The 16,632-nt window shown below is 65.4% G+C and carries 16 protein-coding genes; 7 read left to right on the top strand and 9 right to left on the bottom strand.

Translation table 11 applies throughout. From position 1 onward, the window contains the following. Positions 1–5: 5 nt before the first annotated feature. From A5724_RS32065 to A5724_RS32050, 4 genes are all read right to left on the bottom strand, one after another. Positions 6–1,208, bottom strand: coding sequence for an amidohydrolase family protein (locus A5724_RS32065; RefSeq protein ID WP_067812090.1), 1,203 nt, complete (start codon positions 1,206–1,208; stop codon positions 6–8). Beyond that, positions 1,205–2,020 (bottom strand): enoyl-CoA hydratase, encoded by an 816-nt coding sequence (locus tag A5724_RS32060; protein WP_067812086.1) that lies wholly within the window; start codon positions 2,018–2,020, stop codon positions 1,205–1,207. Before A5724_RS32060 ends, A5724_RS32065 begins: the two co-directional genes overlap by 4 nt. 79 nt (positions 2,021–2,099) lie before the next feature. After that, a complete protein-coding gene (locus A5724_RS32055) occupies positions 2,100–3,104 on the bottom strand; it encodes a dihydrodipicolinate synthase family protein (RefSeq protein ID WP_067812084.1) in 1,005 nt (334 codons plus the stop codon). A 10-nt stretch (positions 3,105–3,114) separates the two neighbouring features. Continuing rightward, positions 3,115–3,912: an SDR family NAD(P)-dependent oxidoreductase gene (locus tag A5724_RS32050; RefSeq protein WP_067812082.1), complete on the bottom strand. Its 798-nt coding sequence runs from the start codon at positions 3,910–3,912 to the stop codon at positions 3,115–3,117. 189 nt (positions 3,913–4,101) lie between these two features. Here A5724_RS32050 and A5724_RS32045 point away from each other — a divergent pair, with 189 nt between their 5' ends. Next, positions 4,102–4,860, top strand: a complete 759-nt coding sequence (locus A5724_RS32045; protein WP_067812081.1) for a TetR/AcrR family transcriptional regulator — start codon at positions 4,102–4,104, stop codon at positions 4,858–4,860. A gap of 5 nt (positions 4,861–4,865) precedes the next feature. Here A5724_RS32045 and A5724_RS32040 read toward each other — a convergent pair whose 3' ends face one another. From A5724_RS32040 to A5724_RS32020, 5 genes are all read right to left on the bottom strand, one after another. After that, complete coding sequence (locus A5724_RS32040) at positions 4,866–6,071, bottom strand: branched-chain amino acid ABC transporter substrate-binding protein (RefSeq protein ID WP_067812080.1); 1,206 nt, start codon at positions 6,069–6,071, stop codon at positions 4,866–4,868. A gap of 86 nt (positions 6,072–6,157) precedes the next feature. Then, complete coding sequence (locus A5724_RS32035; RefSeq protein WP_067812079.1) at positions 6,158–7,333, bottom strand: thiolase family protein; 1,176 nt, start codon at positions 7,331–7,333, stop codon at positions 6,158–6,160. 83 nt (positions 7,334–7,416) lie between these two features. Further along, positions 7,417–8,280: an enoyl-CoA hydratase/isomerase family protein gene (locus A5724_RS32030; protein WP_067812077.1), complete on the bottom strand. Its 864-nt coding sequence runs from the start codon at positions 8,278–8,280 to the stop codon at positions 7,417–7,419. Then, positions 8,277–9,059 (bottom strand): FadR/GntR family transcriptional regulator, encoded by a 783-nt coding sequence (locus A5724_RS32025; RefSeq protein ID WP_067812073.1) that lies wholly within the window; start codon positions 9,057–9,059, stop codon positions 8,277–8,279. The genes A5724_RS32030 and A5724_RS32025 overlap by 4 nt, the downstream gene beginning before the upstream one ends. Beyond that, on the bottom strand, positions 9,059–9,709 hold the full coding sequence (locus A5724_RS32020; protein WP_067812071.1) for a hypothetical protein: 651 nt from the start codon (positions 9,707–9,709) through the stop codon (positions 9,059–9,061). The genes A5724_RS32025 and A5724_RS32020 overlap by 1 nt, the downstream gene beginning before the upstream one ends. 80 nt (positions 9,710–9,789) lie before the next feature. Between A5724_RS32020 and A5724_RS32015 the strand changes: the two genes are divergently transcribed. Genes A5724_RS32015 through A5724_RS31990 form a run of 6 tightly spaced genes read left to right on the top strand, consistent with a single transcriptional unit; the run spans position 9,790 to position 16,538 of the window. Continuing rightward, on the top strand, positions 9,790–10,581 hold the full coding sequence (locus A5724_RS32015) for an enoyl-CoA hydratase/isomerase family protein (protein WP_082965391.1): 792 nt from the start codon (positions 9,790–9,792) through the stop codon (positions 10,579–10,581). 2 nt (positions 10,582–10,583) lie between these two features. After that, positions 10,584–11,381 (top strand): enoyl-CoA hydratase/isomerase family protein, encoded by a 798-nt coding sequence (locus A5724_RS32010; protein WP_067812067.1) that lies wholly within the window; start codon positions 10,584–10,586, stop codon positions 11,379–11,381. Then, a complete protein-coding gene (locus tag A5724_RS32005; RefSeq protein WP_369830692.1) occupies positions 11,372–12,163 on the top strand; it encodes an enoyl-CoA hydratase/isomerase family protein in 792 nt (263 codons plus the stop codon). Before A5724_RS32010 ends, A5724_RS32005 begins: the two co-directional genes overlap by 10 nt. Beyond that, positions 12,163–13,581, top strand: a complete 1,419-nt coding sequence (locus A5724_RS32000; protein WP_067812065.1) for a class I adenylate-forming enzyme family protein — start codon at positions 12,163–12,165, stop codon at positions 13,579–13,581. Before A5724_RS32005 ends, A5724_RS32000 begins: the two co-directional genes overlap by 1 nt. Further along, a complete protein-coding gene (locus A5724_RS31995; RefSeq protein ID WP_067812063.1) occupies positions 13,571–15,055 on the top strand; it encodes a class I adenylate-forming enzyme family protein in 1,485 nt (494 codons plus the stop codon). Before A5724_RS32000 ends, A5724_RS31995 begins: the two co-directional genes overlap by 11 nt. Next, positions 15,048–16,538: a class I adenylate-forming enzyme family protein gene (locus A5724_RS31990; protein WP_067812062.1), complete on the top strand. Its 1,491-nt coding sequence runs from the start codon at positions 15,048–15,050 to the stop codon at positions 16,536–16,538. Before A5724_RS31995 ends, A5724_RS31990 begins: the two co-directional genes overlap by 8 nt. Positions 16,539–16,632: the final 94 nt, after the last annotated feature.

Genomic DNA, 16,632 nt, shown 5'->3' with positions numbered 1-16,632 from the left:
GCGCTCTATACCGAGACCTTGACGCCGAGAAGCTCTAGGGCGTTGTCGCGCATCACCTTCCGAGTGTCGTCCGCGCTGAATTCCGGGAACTGCGGGATGTCCGCGGTGAAGGACATCGGATCGGCTAACCCTTCACCGTGCGGCCAGTCCGAACCGAACAGAATCTTGTCGACGCCGATGGTGTCAGCCAACAACTTCACGTCGTCCTCGTAATACGGGGCGATCCAGACGTTGTTACGCAACTGCTCGACCGGGTCCTCCTTGAAGTGGTACGGCGCGGTGTTGGCGGCCTTCTTCAGCCGCTTGATCAACCGGTAGACGAAGTAGGACCCGTTCTCGATGCTGGCGACCTTCAGTTTCGGGTGCCTGCTGAACACCTGATGCACGACCATCGAGGCCATGGTGTCGTGGATGGCGCGGTCGTCGAGCAGGACCTGGTCGAGCGGATCCTTCTTACCGAACCCTTCGAAGGTCGACTTGCCGCCCCACAGCGCCGCGATCGCCAGATAGCCACTGTCGGACAGATGGAATCCGACCGGAACGCCCGCCTCGGCAAGCCGTGCCCACACCGGATCGTGCAGCGGGTCGCCCAACGAACGCGGCGTGACCACGCCGGGTACCGGGGCTGGACGCACCAGCACCATCCTCGCGCCCCGCGCGAGCACGAACTCGACCTCTTCGACGGCCTTGTCGGGGTCGGCGAGCGAGATGATCGGCGCGGAGATGATCCGGTGGTCCGGACGGTCGAAACCCCAGTCCTCGTCGAGCCAGAGGTTGAACGCGTGCACCGTGGCCATCGTTGCCTCGATGTCATTCTTGAGCGCTTCCTCGACACCGCACGCGAACGTCGGCAGCATGAACACGGTTTCGAGATTCTGCTTGTCGAGGATCTTCACGCGCGCATCGCGGTTCTGGTACTCGGGGTGATCCGCCAACCGGTCGACCTTCATCAACGACGCGGGGTCGACGCCTTCGGGGATCTCGCCGCGGAACAACAAGTCGAGACAGCCCGGTTCGATGATCGGGTCGAAGGTCGGATTCGGGATGAAGTGGTTGACCCGCTCGCCCATCAACGCCCAGGTGCGCTTGCCGTCCCGAACCATCTGCACGCCTCGGCGTTTGAACTCCTTGGGCAGATGCCGGGTACAGGAATCCAACGTCTCGTAGTAGTGGTTGTCGACGTCGATCGCCTTGTAGTCGAGCGTCATGTCATCTCCTTCAACGGCGGGAAGTTGGGCTGACGCTTCTCGAAGAAGCTGGTGATGCCCTCGATGAAGTCAGGCCGACGCATCGACTCGTGCATCAGCTTCTCGGCGCGGTCGCTGGCCTCGAAGACATCGCGCATGGTGTCTGCGTACACCTGTTGCTTGATCACCGCTAGCGAACTGGGCGCACAGTTCGCGGCGATGTCCTTGGCGTACGCGATCGCGCTCGCCAGCAGCTCATCCGGCGGCACCACTGCGTTGACGACGCCGAGTTGGGCCGCTTCGTCGGCGAGGAAGACCCGTCCGCTCAGCAGCAGGTCCAGCGCGGCGCCCCGGCCGATGATCTGCGGCAGAATCCACGAGATGCCGTACTCGGCGATCAACCCGCGCCGCGCGAACGACGTCGTGAACTTGGCCCCCTCGGCAGCGAACCGGACATCGCAGGCCAAGGCGATCGTCATGCCCATCCCCGCACAGGCACCGTTGATCGCGGCGACGACGGGCTTCCGCATGGTCATCAGGTGGTGCGGGTGCCGCGAGCCGACCAACTTGCTGACATCGGTCTCGCCGGCGGAAACCGTCGCATTGCCGATCGAGTTGAGACTGCCCATGTCCGCGCCCGCACAGAAGGCGCGACCGCTGCCCGTTACCACGATGGCGCGCACCGCCGGGTCGGCATCGGCATCGTCGAGACGCTCGTAGAACGTCGCAGCGAGGCCACCGCCCCAGCCGTTCATCCGCTCGGGCCGATTGAGCGTGAGCACCGCGACACCTGCGTCGCGAAGCTCGTACAAGACCGGGTCGGGCAGGCTCACCCGGCGAACCTCCTCCGAAACGGCTGAGCTGGCCGTATCCCCATACTGTACATCTATCGGTAACCCTTTCAGCGACCGGTCAGGCGATCAGACCGTAGCGCTGATACGCGGTTCGGATCTGCGCCTTTCCATCGTCGGGCACTTCCGCTTGCGGCGGTCTGGAATGCGCGTAGTCACCAATCGGCAGCCCCAGCAGCGACGCGGCGTATTTGAATGCGCCGCCCCAGTGCGTGAAGTAGTCGGGTCGGCCCGGATAGCAGGTGAACCAGGACCGCATGTCGACACCGAACTGATCGAGCCCGGACTTCTGGCCGTAGTCCATCGCCTCTACCAATTTGTCGTTCCATACCAACTGCCAGTACTCGGAAAGAATTGGCTGACGGGGCGTTTCGTACAGATAGCCTGCCGTGCCCAGCTGCGCCGGGCCGACGATTCCGGCGCGCAGCCAGCCGGCGCGATACACCGTCGTATCGCACTCCCAGATCACCAGGTTGGGCGCGAGTTCGTGCAGCAGCCGGCTACCGGCGGGCCGGAACGCGCCCTCCTTGGTGGCGCAGACGGCGGGAATTTCGTCGTAGATTCGCGCGCCTTCGGCCGGGGTCAGCACATATCCCGATGACGGAGAGTTGAACGTGCCCAGAGCGATATCGGTGCGGTCGGCAACGTAGCGGAAGAATTTCAGCACGCCCTCGCCGCCGTGGGCCTCCATCATCGGCGTCTGGATGTAGACGATGTCGGCACCCGCATCCTGCGCATGTAGGGTCAACTCCAAACAGTCCTTGGCCGACATCGCGGCGGTGCAGGCCTGCACGACGACGTCGGGATCGGCGGCCCGGCCCTCCTCGATTGCGACCTCCAGCAGACGCTTTCGTTCGTCCAATGTGAGCGACCAGAACTCGGCAATGCCGCTGGTGCACCACAGCATCGGGTGGTGAAGCTCGCCGACGCAGTAGCGCACGAGGGTTCGGTACGCGTTCCAGTCGATGTCGTCGCCGTCCACACCGCAGAACGGCGTGTAGAGGCTGTTGCCGATTCCGCGCAGTGTCGCATGCGCCCAGTCGCGAGCTTCCTTGGCAGTCGCCATATCTCACTCCTCAGGTGAAGTCGCTACCGCCGTCGACATTGATGTTGGCGCCGGTCATGTACGAGTTGCGTTTGGATGCGAGGAACGCGACGACGGGCCCGATCTCCTCAGGCTGTCCGGCCCGGGGCAGGTGCGCGGGATGTCCGAAGTGCTTGTCGATCGCGGCCATCAACGCGTACGGATCATCACCGTCGACGCCGACCGACGCCGCCCATCCGCGCAACGCCTCGGACGCGATGCTGCCCGGCAATACGACGTTGACCATGATCTCGTCTTTGGCCAGCGAAAGCGAGAGATTCTTGGAAATGCTTGTGACAGCAGCCTTTGCGGCCGTATAGGCGGGCAGGATGACAGTCTGCCGTTGCGTCGAATGCGCGGAGAAGTTGACGATACGAGCCCATTTCGCCTTGCGCAGCAGCGGCAAAGCCGAACGCACGCAGCGCACCATGCCCATCACGCCGTCGTCGAACGCCTGCCGCCACTGTTCGTCAGTGAGGTCGTCAAAGGTGCCGACGGCGCCTGGCCCGACCGCGTTGATCAGCGCATTGAGTTCTCCGCCCCAGCGCGCAGTCACCTCGTCGAACACCCGCTGGACCTGGCCGGCGTCGCCGGTGTCAGCCACCAAAGCAAGGGCATCGGGACTTCCACAGGCGGTCAATTCCGTTGCGGCCCGGTCCAGCACCTCTTTGGTCCGGCCGACGATGGCAACCCGCGCGCCGTCTTCGGCAAGGCAGCGCGCGGCGGCAAACCCCATTCCGCGGCCACCTCCGACGACGACCGCGGCGGCGTCCTTGAGCCCCAGGTCCATTCCTACCTCTGAACCGATTCGCTAGAAATGCTTACTATAGGTCTTACAGTAGAAGAGTGAGAATGTGAAGGTGCCATCGACCGGTAAGGTTGTCGATAACGGCCGAGCGGCGACACGCAGGCAAAGACGCAGTTCAGAACGTGGCTGCCGGTAGATTTCAGTGACCAAGCACTTGATGGAGGTGCCCTCGTGGCCAAGCAAGCAACCGCTGAGAAGCGTCAGCGACGCGAGCGCGGGTCCATCAATCCCGACGACATCATCAAGGGCGCCTTCGACCTCGCCGAAAAGGTCGGCATCGACAACTTGAGCATGCCGCTTCTCGGCAAGCACCTGGGCGTCGGCGTCACGAGCATCTACTGGTACTTCCGCAAGAAGGACGATCTGCTCAACGCGATGACCGACCGCGCGCTACGGCAGTACGTTTTCGCCACCCCCTACGTCGAGGCCAAAGACTGGCGCGAGACGCTGCGCAATCATGCGCGCACCATGCGAAAGACGTTCCAGGGCAACCCGATTCTGTGTGACCTGATCCTCATCCGGTCGGCGCTTTCGCCGCGCGCCGCGAAACTCGGTGTGCAAGAGGTCGAGAAGGCGATCGCCAGCCTGGTGGAGGCAGGCCTGTCGGCCGAGGATGCGTTCGACACGTATTCGGCGGTGTCCGTGCACGTACGCGGATCAGTGGTGCTGCAGCGACTCCGGGACAAGAACCGCGCGGCCGACGCGGAAGGGCCGCGCGATCTCGAGGACACGATGACCATCGACCCCGACAGCGCGCCACTGCTGGCTCGGGTGACCGCGAAGGGCCACCACATCGGCGCGGCCGACGACAAGAACTTCGAGTTCGGTCTCGAATGCATCCTCGACCACGCCAGCCGGCTCATCGACGAGGGCGGGAAGAAGCCCGCCAAGGCCGCGCGCACGCGAGCCAAGGCTTCTTCCCGCTCCTAGCGCCACTACTGCACCTTGTAGATCCAAACGAGGCTCGTCGTCAGCTCACCAGTCGGCGTCCACTGGTACCTGCGCGCGACGCCCTGGCCGTTGTAGTCGCGCACATAGTTCAGCAGGGCCTGGCGGGTAATCGCGCCTGAATCAATGCCTTTCACGAGAATCGTGCCGAGGTCGTAGGCCTCGGTGCTGTAGGTACCGGGCTCCTGACTGAACTCGCGCGTGTAGTCATCGGCAAACGGACCACTCGCAGGCGCGCAAGGGCACGACAGTATGACGTCTTTGGACGATTCTCCGGCCAGCTTCACCAACTGCTGATCCTTGCTGCCGTCGCCCCCGGCGAACGTCGCCTTCACGCCTCCATCGCGCGCCTGCTGGACCAGTTGAGCCATTTCGGTGTAGTACCCGCCGTAGAAGACCGCGTCGGGCGCAGCCGACTTGAGCTGGGTGACCGCCGCCGAGAAGTCCTTGTCGCCCTTCTTCACCTCGATTTTGCAGTCCGAGGCTGCGATCGGCCCGAGCGTCTGAGTGACCGCCTGCGCGATCCCGAGTCCGTAATCGGTGCTGTCGTCGATCACACACACCTTCTTCGCACCGACCGTGTTCTTGAGATAGTTCGCGATCGACGGCCCCTGCACGCCGTCGTTTGCCAGGCCCCTGAAGAAGGTCTTCCAACCGTTCTGTGACAGCGTGACATTGGTGGCCGCCGGCGTGACGGCCACCAGACCCGCCTGAGCGAAGATGCTCCCGGTCGCTTTCGTCTCGCCCGAGAACTGCGGACCGACCAGCCCGACGATCGATGGGTCGTCGATGATCTGCGGCGCGACTTCGGTTGCCTTCTGCGGATCGTCCTCGGTGTCGAACACCTTCAGCTGCACCTGGCAGCCCGGATTGGCCGCGTTGTGACGGTCGACGGCCAGTTGCACCCCGTCCTTCATGTTGGCGCCCAACGCGGCGTCGGCCCCGGTGAAGGCGCCTGCCGTCGCGATCGTGACCGGCTGGCACACTGCCTTGCCGTCCCCGGCGGGATCCGCGGGCGCATCGCCGCTACTCGCCGTGACCGACGCACCGTTCGCATCGATCTGAGTCACGCCGACGATTTTTAAATTGGGCGGTGCCTGTTGCGCTGCACCCTGACTGCAAGCAGACGTCATCAGCGCAACAAGCGCAGCACTGCCAAGAGCAATCGCATCGCGTGCGGTGCGACTACGCATTTATTACCTCCGTGTTTCGAATGGCCCCACGGAGACAACGTCGCGCCGTCGCGCTTCGATACAGTTTCTTGCCAGCGAGTTCCTAACTAGACTTCGACGACGACCGCGCCGCCCTGGCCGCCGCCTGCGCACATCGCCGCGACCCCGACGCCGCCACCGCGTCGCTGCAACTCGTAGACCAGCGTGGTGACCATCCGCGCGCCCGAAGCGGCGATGGGATGGCCGAGGCTGCAACCACTTCCGGAGAAGTTGACCAGTTCCTCGTCGATGCCGTACTCGCGGCAGGCGGCGATCGGCACGGATGCGAACGCCTCGTTGATCTCCCACAGCGCCACGTCGGACGGCTTCAGTCCGGCACGGTCCAGCACCTTGCCGATCACCTTCACCGCGCCCAGTCCGCAGTCGCGAGGCGGCACACCCGCTGCGGCCCATGCCTTTACGGTCGCCATCTTGGTCAGCTTGTTGGCGTCGGCGTAGTCGTTGTCCACCAGGGCGACGGCGGCCGCCGCGTCGTTGGTTCCGCTGCTGTTGCCCGCGGTGATCGAGAACCCTCCGATCTCCGGGTGCAGCGGCTTGAGGCCCGCCAACTTCTCCACGGTAGTGTCGCGGCGCGGATGCTCGTCGACACTGAACTCCACCACCGATCCGTCGAACTGCTGCACCTTCAGCGGAATGATCTCGTCGACGAACTTGCCGGCATCGATCGCCGCGATGGCGCGTTGATGGGAGCGGGCCGCCCAGGCGTCCATCTCTTCGCGGGTGATGCCGACGGCTTGTGCGGTGTTCCACCCGACAGTGATCGACATGTCCTTGCATGGCGCATCGGGCGTCTCGACGTGAGTGGGCGGCATCCAGCGCTCCTCGAACTTAAGTTCGGGGCCGGGGATCCGCCAGTTCACCAGCGGCGTCATCGACAGCGACTGCACCCCGCCTGCGATCAGGGCGCGCTCCATCCCGGACCCGATCTGCGCCGCGGCATTGCCGATCGCGGTCAGGCTGCCCGCGCAGTGCCGGTTCACCGACTGGCCCGGGACGTCCTGCATGCCGGTGGCGTCGGCCGCGTAGCGGGCGAGATCGCCGCCGCCGTAATGAGATTCGGCGAAGATGATGTCGTCGAAGTCTTTCGGGTCGACGCCCGACCGGCGAACCACCTCGGGAAGCACAGTGGTGATCAGTGCCTCCGGCGGGGTGTTGACCAGCGTCCCCTTGAACGAACGGCCGATCGCCGTCCTGACGGCACCGACGATGACAGGCTTGGACATGTTCTCAACCTCGGGGTTCGGGCGTTATCGACGTTACAAAAGTAGCAGATATTGTATAGCCGCCGGTAGGTGACCGGCGCCACTCAGGGCTCGGGCACGTTGAAGTGCTCGTCGCGCAGCCGAAACGCCTCGCGTATTCCGTGTTCGGCCCGCGCCTTGACGAAGTTGAACTCCCCCGGCGCGAACTGCAGATTCGTCCCCAATGCGTGGAACAGGTAGCTGGCGACTTCCTCGCCCTGATAGGCCTGGTTCTGCTCGACGAGCCGAAAGGCTTCCTTCGCGATGACCACGCCGTCGGCGGGCATCTTCGCCGCCTTCTCCGCCCAGTACCTCGCCCTGGCGGGAACCAACGCGGGTTCGCACGTCTCGGTGAACACCCCGAGGTGCTCGACGGAACCGGCCTCGATGATGTCCCCGGTCAGCAGCAGGCGCCGCGCCAGCACCGGGCCGAGTCGATGGAAGAACAGGTGCAGGCTACCGAGCGCAGGGCCGAGGAAGCGCGTCGCAGGCATACCGATCTTGGTGTCGCGCCCGATCACCGAGATGTCGGTCATCAGCGCCATCTCGAAGCCGCCGCCGAGCGCGTAGCCGCTGACCTCCCCGACCGTGACCTTCGGAAACCCCATGAGGTTGTGGTAGAAGCTGAACGACTTGCGATCGACAGCGAGCCTCCTCCGTTGGCTCGGCCGCCGCTTGGCCTCCGGCGCGTCCTTGTCGCCGTACCAGGCGTACGCGTTGTTCATATCTGCGCCAGTGCTGAACACGCCCTCCGCACCGCGCAGCAAGACCACCGTGATGTCGTCGTCCTCGGCGACCCGATCGAGGCAGCGCGCGAGCGCGTCACGCATCGCCGCGTCATACGAGTTGCGCTGCTTCGGATTGTTGAGTGTGACCGTGGCGATCCGCTGGTCGGTATCCACGTCGAAAAGCACACGTTCGTCGGTCATCTGCCAAGCTCCTGATGGTTGCCGTTCGAAATCAATCTCGCCTCAATGGTCTTGTCGCTTCCAACGGCCAACGTGTTGCGCCGGGCGGCGGCCAGATGCCCCTGGGCGAAGCGGACCGCGCGGGCCTCGTCGCCGTCGGCGATGGCATCGACCAATCGCTGATGGTCGCGCAGTGCTGCGCGCATGGTCTTGCGGTTCAGTGGGTCGGTTTCGTCGCTCCACACCGAGGACTCATGCGCGGACCAGATCAACTCCAACGATCCGATCAGCAGAATCATGGGCTCGTTGCCGCACCGCGAAACGATCGCCTCATGGAATCGCCTGGCATTGGGCACGTACTTTGTCAGGTCGTCGAATTGCTCTTCCTGCAGGCGGATTTCAGCTTCCAGGTAGGGCAACACCTCCGTCGCACGGTCCCCGCGCGCCGCGCACATGCCTGCGCAGATCGGCTCGAGTTGCAACAACGCGCCGCTGACGTCCGCAGGCGTCGACGACCGCGATTGCAACACCATGCTGATCATGTGCGCGGTTCGTTCGGCGGAGGGCTGATGCACCACCGCCCCTCCGACGTTACCTCGGCGCACTGAGATCAGCCCGTCGCTCTCGAGGATGTGGATGGCCTCCCGCAGCGCGGGCGGGCTGACGCCGAACTCCGAGAACAGGCTTTCCTGCGACGGCAGCACGTCGCCTTCTTTGAGGCGGCCTGACAAGATGTCTTCCCGCAGCCGTGCGGCCACGATCTCGGCGACGCGCGGTTGGCGGATGCGCTGCACGACCACTAGCCCTTGACCCGCCGTCTACCGAACCGGAAGCCTGTCAGCTTCTGCGGTGAATTGGCCACCGTCCTGGTTTCGCCGATGCACAACACCTCGTCGCCCAACAGCAGTCGCGCCATCGAGGTCACTTCGTTCTGCTCTTCCAACCGCTCGATGTCGAAACGCAGTTCGGTCAGGATGGGCGTCGGTCGGCGGTAGTCCACGGACAGTGACCGCGTCTTGCCGGTGCGCTGCGCCGCGCAACTTTGATGCTGGGTGATGCAGTCGAAGAACACCGCGAGGAAACCACCGTTGACCAAACCGGGCGGCCCCTCGTAGACGAGTGGGAAAGTGACGCTGCCAGAGGCGGATTCGTCGTCGAGATGGTCGAACGTGTACTCGGGGAAGCAGGGGTTGTATGCCCCGATGTCGAAAGCGTGGTCCAGGTAGACGCGCTTGTCGTACCCGCCGTCCCCTATCCGCGGCATCGGATCGGGCGCCGCCGCGGGGCTCAACTGCTGCTCCCAGTCGGCGAACTGGGCGATCATGGCGTCCACGGCGGGATGCCCGTGTTCGAGTGACAGCAGCAGCCCGGCCAGACGCCGCATGGCACCCGCCGCAGCCACCGTCTGCGGCAGCGGGCGCTCGCCGTACTCGGGGACGTCTTCCGCCATTCGCCCTTTCCTTGCTAACTTGTACAGGATAGCAATACTGTAGACCTAACCGTATAGCTCCGGATTGGTGGGATTTCACGGTGACCGACGACGGCACAGTGACAGCGACCCGGGACGGCGATGTCCTGCGGCTGACGCTCGACCGCCCGTCTCGACGCAATGCGCTCGACCGTGCGATGACCGACTCGCTGGCCGGCACTCTGCGCGACGCCGCCACCGACGATTCACTGCGGGCCATCCACATCCGCGGCGCGGGCGACGACTTCTGCGCGGGTTCGGACTGGGTCGCCACCAACAGCACCGGGCAGCGGCCTCGCACAGGCGATCTGGTGCGGCGGATCCCACACACCGCCAACCGTGTCATCGAACTGGTGCACACGATCCAGCTGCCGGTGGTGTGCAGTGTGCGGGGCTGGGCCGTCGGCCTCGGCTGCAACCTGGCGCTGGCCGCGGACTTCACCGTGGCCGCCGACGACGCCGTGTTTTGGGAACCGTTCATCGGGCGCGGGTTCTCCCCCGATTCGGGTGCGACCTGGCTGTTGCCCCGATTGATCGGGATTGCGCGAGCCAAGGAGATGCTGCTGCTCGGCGAGCAGGTCAGCGGGCGTGACGCCGCGGCCTGGGGTCTGATTCACCGGTGTGCGTCCGACGTCGATGAGGTCGCCGAAGAACTGCTCGCCCGATTGGCGGCAGGCCCGACCGTCGCGATCGGACTCGCCAAACAGGCCGTCAACTATGCGCAGCATGCGACCCTGCCCCAAGCCATGACGCAAGAACTCTTCAATCTGGAGTTATCCTGTCGCACCGCGGATTTCAGGGAGGGCCTGGCGGCGTTTCGTGACAAGCGCGCACCGGAGTTCGGTGGAAGGTGACCATGAAATACATCAAATACGACGTCGACGGACACAAGGCGACCGTCACGCTCAACCGGCCGGACGCGCTCAACGCGCTGAGTCCGGCGATGATCACCGAACTACGCGCGGCCTACGACGAAGCCGAACACGACGACAACATCTGGACTCTGATCGTCACCGGCACCGGGCGCGCATTCTGCACCGGCGCCGACGTCGGCGAGATTCCAGAGGACGGCCGGGTGATCTACGAGCGCCCCTATCTGTCGTCCTACGACCAGTGGGAGGCGCCGCAGGAAGGCACGCCGCCGTTCCGGCGGATGGCCAAGCCGGTGCTGACCGCGGTGAACGGATTGTGTTGCGGCGCGGGGCTGGACTGGATCACCACCGGTGACATCGCCATCGCGTCCGATAAGGCGACCTTCTTCGATCCGCACGTCAGCATCGGGTTGGTGGCCGGCCGCGAGATGGTGCGGCTGGCCCGTGTGCTGCCCCGCAACATCGCCCTCCGCATGGCGCTGATGGGCAAGCACGAACGGATGACCGGCCAACGCGCCTACGAACTGGGCATGATCAGTGAGGTCGTGCAACACGACAGGCTGCTGGAACGCGCGCACGAGATCGCCGACATCGTGAACTCCAACGCACCGCTGGCGGTGCGCGGGACGCGACTGGCCATCCACAAGACACTCGACCTTCCACTGCACGAGGCGGAAATACTCGCCGAAACTTTCCGCGAGCGGGTGGTCCGCACCGAGGACGCCCTCGAAGGACCGAAGGCGTTCATGGAGAAGCGACCGCCGAACTGGCAGTGCCGATGACAGCCTTCGAGACGATCCTGCTCGACGTGGATGCCACCGCTCACGTCGCGACGATCACGCTGAACAGACCGACCTCGCTGAATGCGTTCAACAGGACCATGTGCGAGGAAATGGCCGAGGCCTGGCGGGTGGTCAAGCTCGACGACCGGGTGCACGCCGTCGTGCTCCGCGCCGCCGGCGACCGGGCCTTCAGCGCAGGCCTGGACATCAAGGCGTCCTACGGTCAGCCCGACAACGTCTGGAACCACGAGGATCCGGGGGAAGCGCTGAGCCCGAAGTGGCAGAAGATGTGGAAGCCGGTCGTGTGCGCCGTGCACGGTATGTGCACAGCGGGGGCGTTCTATTTCGTCAACGAGTCCGACGTCGTGATCTGCGCCGACGACGCGACGTTCTTCGACTCGCACGTGAGCGCCGGACTGGTGTGCGCCCTGGAACCGATCGGGTTGATGCGCCGGGTCGGCCTTGGCGAATCACTGCGCATTGCGTTGATGGGCAACGACGAACGCGTCCTCGCCGACACCGCGCTGCGGATGGGGCTGGTGTCCGAAGTCGTCCCCCGTGAGCGGCTATGGGCACGCGCACACGAGATCGCCGTCGCGATCGCCGCCAAACCTCCGTCGGCGACGCAGGGCACGGTGAAGGCGATCTGGGAGTCCCTGGACAAGCCGTACCGGGTGGCACTCGAGCAGAACCTGATCTACACCCGGCTCGGAAACCCGCTCGGGCAAGCCGAATTGGCTGCCCGAGGCGAGAGCCCAACCGGCACCCCGAGGGTCCGCTGATGCATGCACTGCGCAGGCGGATCGCCGACGTGTTGGCGCTGCAACCCGATGCGGCGGCCGTCGAGTACCACAGTAGGTGGTCCACCTGGCGCCAGATCGGCGAGCTTGCGAATCGGATATCGGCCGTCGGCGCAGCCGAAGTCGGGATGCTACTGCGCAACGATCCCGCGCAAGTGGCCGCATTCCTCGGCGTTCTGCTCGGCGGCGGCACGGTCGTCACCATCAATCCGTCCAGGGGCGACGACCGGACCCGCGCCGAGATCGCCGCGCTGAACCTGCCGGTCGTGATCGGAGCACCCGAAGACGTCACGTCGCTGGTTCCCGACGGGCCTGCTCGTCTTCCGCTGTCGGGTCTCGATGAGGCACCGCATGTGCCCACCGTCGCGGCCGAGGGCACCGGCGTCGCGGTGCGGATGCTGACCAGTGGCACGACCGGTCCGCCCAAGCGCATCGACCTGACATACGACATGTTGGCCCACAGCGTGATCACGGCGCCGACGCCCACCGAGGTGCGGCGCGGCGTGGCGATCGTCAGCGCCCCGCTGGTGCACATCGGCGGCGTATTTCGGGTGCTGCAGTGTGTTTGCGAGGCAAGGGCGTTCGCGCTGCTCGACCGGTTCGAGCTGGACGAGTGGGCCGATGCGGTGCGGCGGCATCGGCCGCGTGCGGTGTCGCTGGTGCCCGCCGCGCTGCGCGCCGTGCTGCACTCCGCTTTGACTCGCGACGACCTGGCGAGCATTCGGGCGGTCACCTCGGGCACCGCGCCGCTCTCGGCCGACGACGCCGATGCATTCACAGCCAAGTTCGGCATTCCCGTGCTCACTTCCTACGCCGCAACGGAATTCGGCGGCGGGGTGGCGGGCTGGACACTGGCCGACTACCAGAGGCATTGGCAGGACAAGCGCGGCAGCGTGGGCAGGGCCAGCCTTGGCGCACAGCTGCGGGTGGTCGACGACGACGGCGTCCCGCTACCACCTGGAAGGCTCGGCCTGCTGGAGGTCAAACCGGGGCAGCTGGGGCCGTCAGCGCAATGGATGAGGACCACAGACATGGCCCGCATCGATGACGACGGCTTCCTGTGGATCTTCGGCCGCGCCGATCAAGCGATCATCCGCGGCGGTTTCAAGGTGATGCCCGACGATGTGCGCACCGCGCTGGAGAGCCATCCCGCGGTACGAGGCGCAGCCGTCGTCGGCAGGCCGGACGACCGTCTCGGTGAGACGCCTGTGGCATTGGTGGAGCTGCACACACCGGTCGAGGTCGCCGCGCTGATCGAGTTCCTGCGGAAACGGCTGACACGCTACGAGGTTCCCAGCGATATCGCGCTCGTCGAGCAGATCCCCCGAACACCGTCCGGCAAGGCAGACCTCAGTGCGGTCCGTGCCTTCTTCACCCAGCGCGTCGAACATGCCACCTGACTCAATGACCGTCGGTGCCGTCCTGGAGCATCAGGCCCGCGCCCGCGGCGAGCACGAGCTGCTGGTGTGCGACGACGAACGCCTCAGCTACGCCGACGCCGAACGCCGCTCAGCGCAGCTGGCCCGCGGCTTGATCGGCCTTGGCGCTGGCAAGGGCACCCACATCGGCGTCCTGTACCCCAACGGCGCCGACTGGATCATCGCGATGCTGGCGGCCGCCCGTATCGGCGCCGTCGTCATCCCGTTCTCGACGTTTGCCACCGCGCCCGAACTCGCGGTGCAATTGGCGCACAGCGACACCGAAATCCTGCTTGCCGCAGCATCGTTTCGCGGACATGACTACCGTGGCCGCCTCGCTGCGGCCAAGGACGCCGCCCCGCTGTTGCGGCATGTGCTGATCGACACTGAACCGGACGACTCGCCGGATGCCTGGCGGTTGGAAGCGCTGGAGCGCGATGTCGAGGAGTCGGATCTGCTGGCGATCGTGTACACGTCGGGTTCGACGAGCATGCCCAAAGGCGTGGTGCACACGCACTTCTCCCTTCTCGACCATCAGCGGGTGCTCAACGAGATCCGCGGTTTGACCGCGAACGACAAGCTGTTCTGCAACTCCCCGTTCTTCTGGATCGGCGGCATCGCGTTCGCGGTGCTGGCCACCCTACTGGCAGGCTCCACACTGCTGTGCTCCAATGCCGTCGACCCGGTGCGCACGCTGAACCTGCTCGAAACCGAAAAACCGACGATGACGAACGGTTTCGTCGCAGGAATCGCCCACCTGGCCCATCACCCCAGCCTGCCCGGCCGTGACCTGTCGTCGATCCGGCGCGGCAACTTGTATCCGATCATGGCGCCCGAGGTGCGCCCCGCCGATTCCGCATTGCGCCACACCATGCTGGGTATGACCGAAGCCGGCAGCGTCATCACGATAAGCGCCGACGAATCCGACCAGCCCGAGCACCGGCGCGGGTCGTTCGGCAAGCCCGCACCGGGCTTCGACATCAAGATCGCCGACGGCGAATTGTGCATCCGCGGACCGTATGTGATGCAGCGGTACTACAAACGCAGCCGTGAAGAGTGTTTCGACGAAGACGGCTGGTTCCACACCGGGGACCTGGTGCGCACCGACGCCGACGGCTTCGTCTACTTCCTCGGCAGGCGCGGGTCGATGATCAAGACAGCAGGAGCCAATGTCGCGCCGGCCGAAGTCGAACGTGCGATCGCCAAGGTGACGGGCGGAACCGTCACCCACGTGGTGAGCCTGCCGGATCCAGAGCGCGGCCAGGTCGTTGCAGCCGTGGTCGCGCTGGACGACGACGGCGAGTTCGACGAAGCAGCGGTGCGCGACCGGCTGAAGACCGAGCTGTCGGCCTACAAAATCCCGAAACTCTTTGTCGCGGTGCCGCGCTCGACGATCCCCGTGCTGTCCAGCGGCAAGGTCGACCTCGCCGCACTGCAGAAGCTCTTCGATGCCTGACACCATCGACCGGCTGCTGAGGCTTCGGGCCGAGCAATTGGGTGACAAGGCGATGGTCATCGATACCGAGTCGCGGCTCAGCTATGCCGAACTGGACCAGTCCACGCGTGCGATGGCCGCCGGATTCCTCGACGCGGGCGTCGGCAAGGGCACCCGCGTCGGGCTGGTCATGCCCAACGGCGTGCGATGGGTGCAGATCGCGGTGGCGCTGACACGCGTCGGCGCCGTACTGGTGCCGCTGAGCACGCTGCTGCGGCCGCCGGAACTGGCGGCGCAACTGCGGACCGCGTCGGTGCAGCTGCTGATCACGGTCGAAGAGTTCCGCGGCCACCGCTATCTCGACGACATCGCCGGCGTCGTGGACACGCCAGAACTTCCTGCACTGCAAGCAGTTTGGACTCCGGAGCAGTTGACGAACTCCGAAGGAAGCATCGATGCGATGACTGCCGCCGTCACCCCCAGCGACACATTGGTCGTCATCTTCACCTCCGGCAGCAGCGGGCCGCCGAAGGGCGTCATCCACTCGCATGGCAACGCGCTGGCCGCGGTGCAATCCGGTCTGGCCGCGCGCTGTATCGACGCGGATACCCGGCTGTACCTGCCGATGCCGTTCTTCTGGGTGGGTGGTTTCGGCAGCGGCGTGCTGTCGGCGCTGCTGGCCGGCGCGACGCTGGTCACCGAGCAGACCCCGCAGCCGGAGACCACGTTGAAACTGCTGGCACGCGAACACGTCACGCTGTTTCGCGGCTGGCCCGATCAGGCCGAGGCGCTGGCGCGCACGTCCGCTTCCGTCGGTGCGGATCTATCGGCGCTTCGGCCGGGCAGCCTCGAGGCGCTGTTGCCGACGGAGCACCGCGCGGCACCCGGTGCGCGTGCGAAGCTGTTCGGGATGACCGAATCGTTCGGACCGTACTGCGGATACCCCGCTGACACCGACATGCCGCGGTCGGCGTGGGGAAGCTGTGGCAAACCGTTCGACGGCATGCAGGTGCGGATTGTCGACTCCGGTACGGGCGAACCGGTCGCCGCGGGGACGATCGGCATGATCCAGCTTCGGGGGCCGCACATGCTGCGGGGGATCTGCCGTCGCGGTCGCGAGGAGGTGTTCACCGCGGACGGCTACTACCCCACTGGTGATCTCGGCCATCTCGACGAAGACGGGTTCCTGTTCTACCACGGCCGCTCCGACGACATGTTCAAGGTCAATGGCGCCAGCGTCTACCCCAGCGAGGTCGAACAGGCGCTGCGCGGCCTCGATGGCGTGCAGAACGCCTACGTCACCGAGGTGTCCGGGGCCGTCGGCGCGGTCGTGGTAACCGAACGCGGCGTCGAACAGCTGCGCATCGAGGCGCGTAAACGGCTCAGCGCCTTCAAGGTTCCCACCGTGTGGCTGCTGCTGTCGTCTGACGACGACGTGCCACGTGGCACGACGGGCAAGGCCGACGTGCCCAAGTTGAGGGCTCTGTTGCGCGAGCAGACCTAAAACTGCACAAATTTGGCGGCGGTTTCCGGGGGTGATTGCAACAGCCATTTAGTTGGAGGTTGTTGTGTATGTGAAGGCGCATCCGTGGGTTGTC

This window comes from Mycobacterium sp. ACS1612 (genome assembly GCF_001667505.1).
Taxonomy (GTDB): Bacteria; Actinomycetota; Actinomycetes; order Mycobacteriales; family Mycobacteriaceae; genus Mycobacterium.
The sequence above is the reverse complement of the archived record's forward strand: the minus strand, read 5'-3'. Positions and strand labels throughout refer to the sequence as shown.

Coding starts and splice junctions, on each gene's coding strand:
- A5724_RS32030 (WP_067812077.1), bottom strand. CDS start 8,280: ATGACCGACGAACGTGTGCTTTTCGACGTGGATACCGACCAGCGGATC.
- A5724_RS32065 (WP_067812090.1), bottom strand. CDS start 1,208: ATGACGCTCGACTACAAGGCGATCGACGTCGACAACCACTACTACGAG.
- A5724_RS32055 (WP_067812084.1), bottom strand. CDS start 3,104: ATGGCGACTGCCAAGGAAGCTCGCGACTGGGCGCATGCGACACTGCGC.
- A5724_RS32035 (WP_067812079.1), bottom strand. CDS start 7,333: ATGTCCAAGCCTGTCATCGTCGGTGCCGTCAGGACGGCGATCGGCCGT.
- A5724_RS31990 (WP_067812062.1), top strand. CDS start 15,048: ATGCCTGACACCATCGACCGGCTGCTGAGGCTTCGGGCCGAGCAATTG.
- A5724_RS31995 (WP_067812063.1), top strand. CDS start 13,571: ATGCCACCTGACTCAATGACCGTCGGTGCCGTCCTGGAGCATCAGGCC.
- A5724_RS32040 (WP_067812080.1), bottom strand. CDS start 6,071: ATGCGTAGTCGCACCGCACGCGATGCGATTGCTCTTGGCAGTGCTGCG.
- A5724_RS32000 (WP_067812065.1), top strand. CDS start 12,163: ATGCATGCACTGCGCAGGCGGATCGCCGACGTGTTGGCGCTGCAACCC.
- A5724_RS32010 (WP_067812067.1), top strand. CDS start 10,584: ATGAAATACATCAAATACGACGTCGACGGACACAAGGCGACCGTCACG.
- A5724_RS32020 (WP_067812071.1), bottom strand. CDS start 9,709: ATGGCGGAAGACGTCCCCGAGTACGGCGAGCGCCCGCTGCCGCAGACG.
- A5724_RS32050 (WP_067812082.1), bottom strand. CDS start 3,912: ATGGACCTGGGGCTCAAGGACGCCGCCGCGGTCGTCGTCGGAGGTGGC.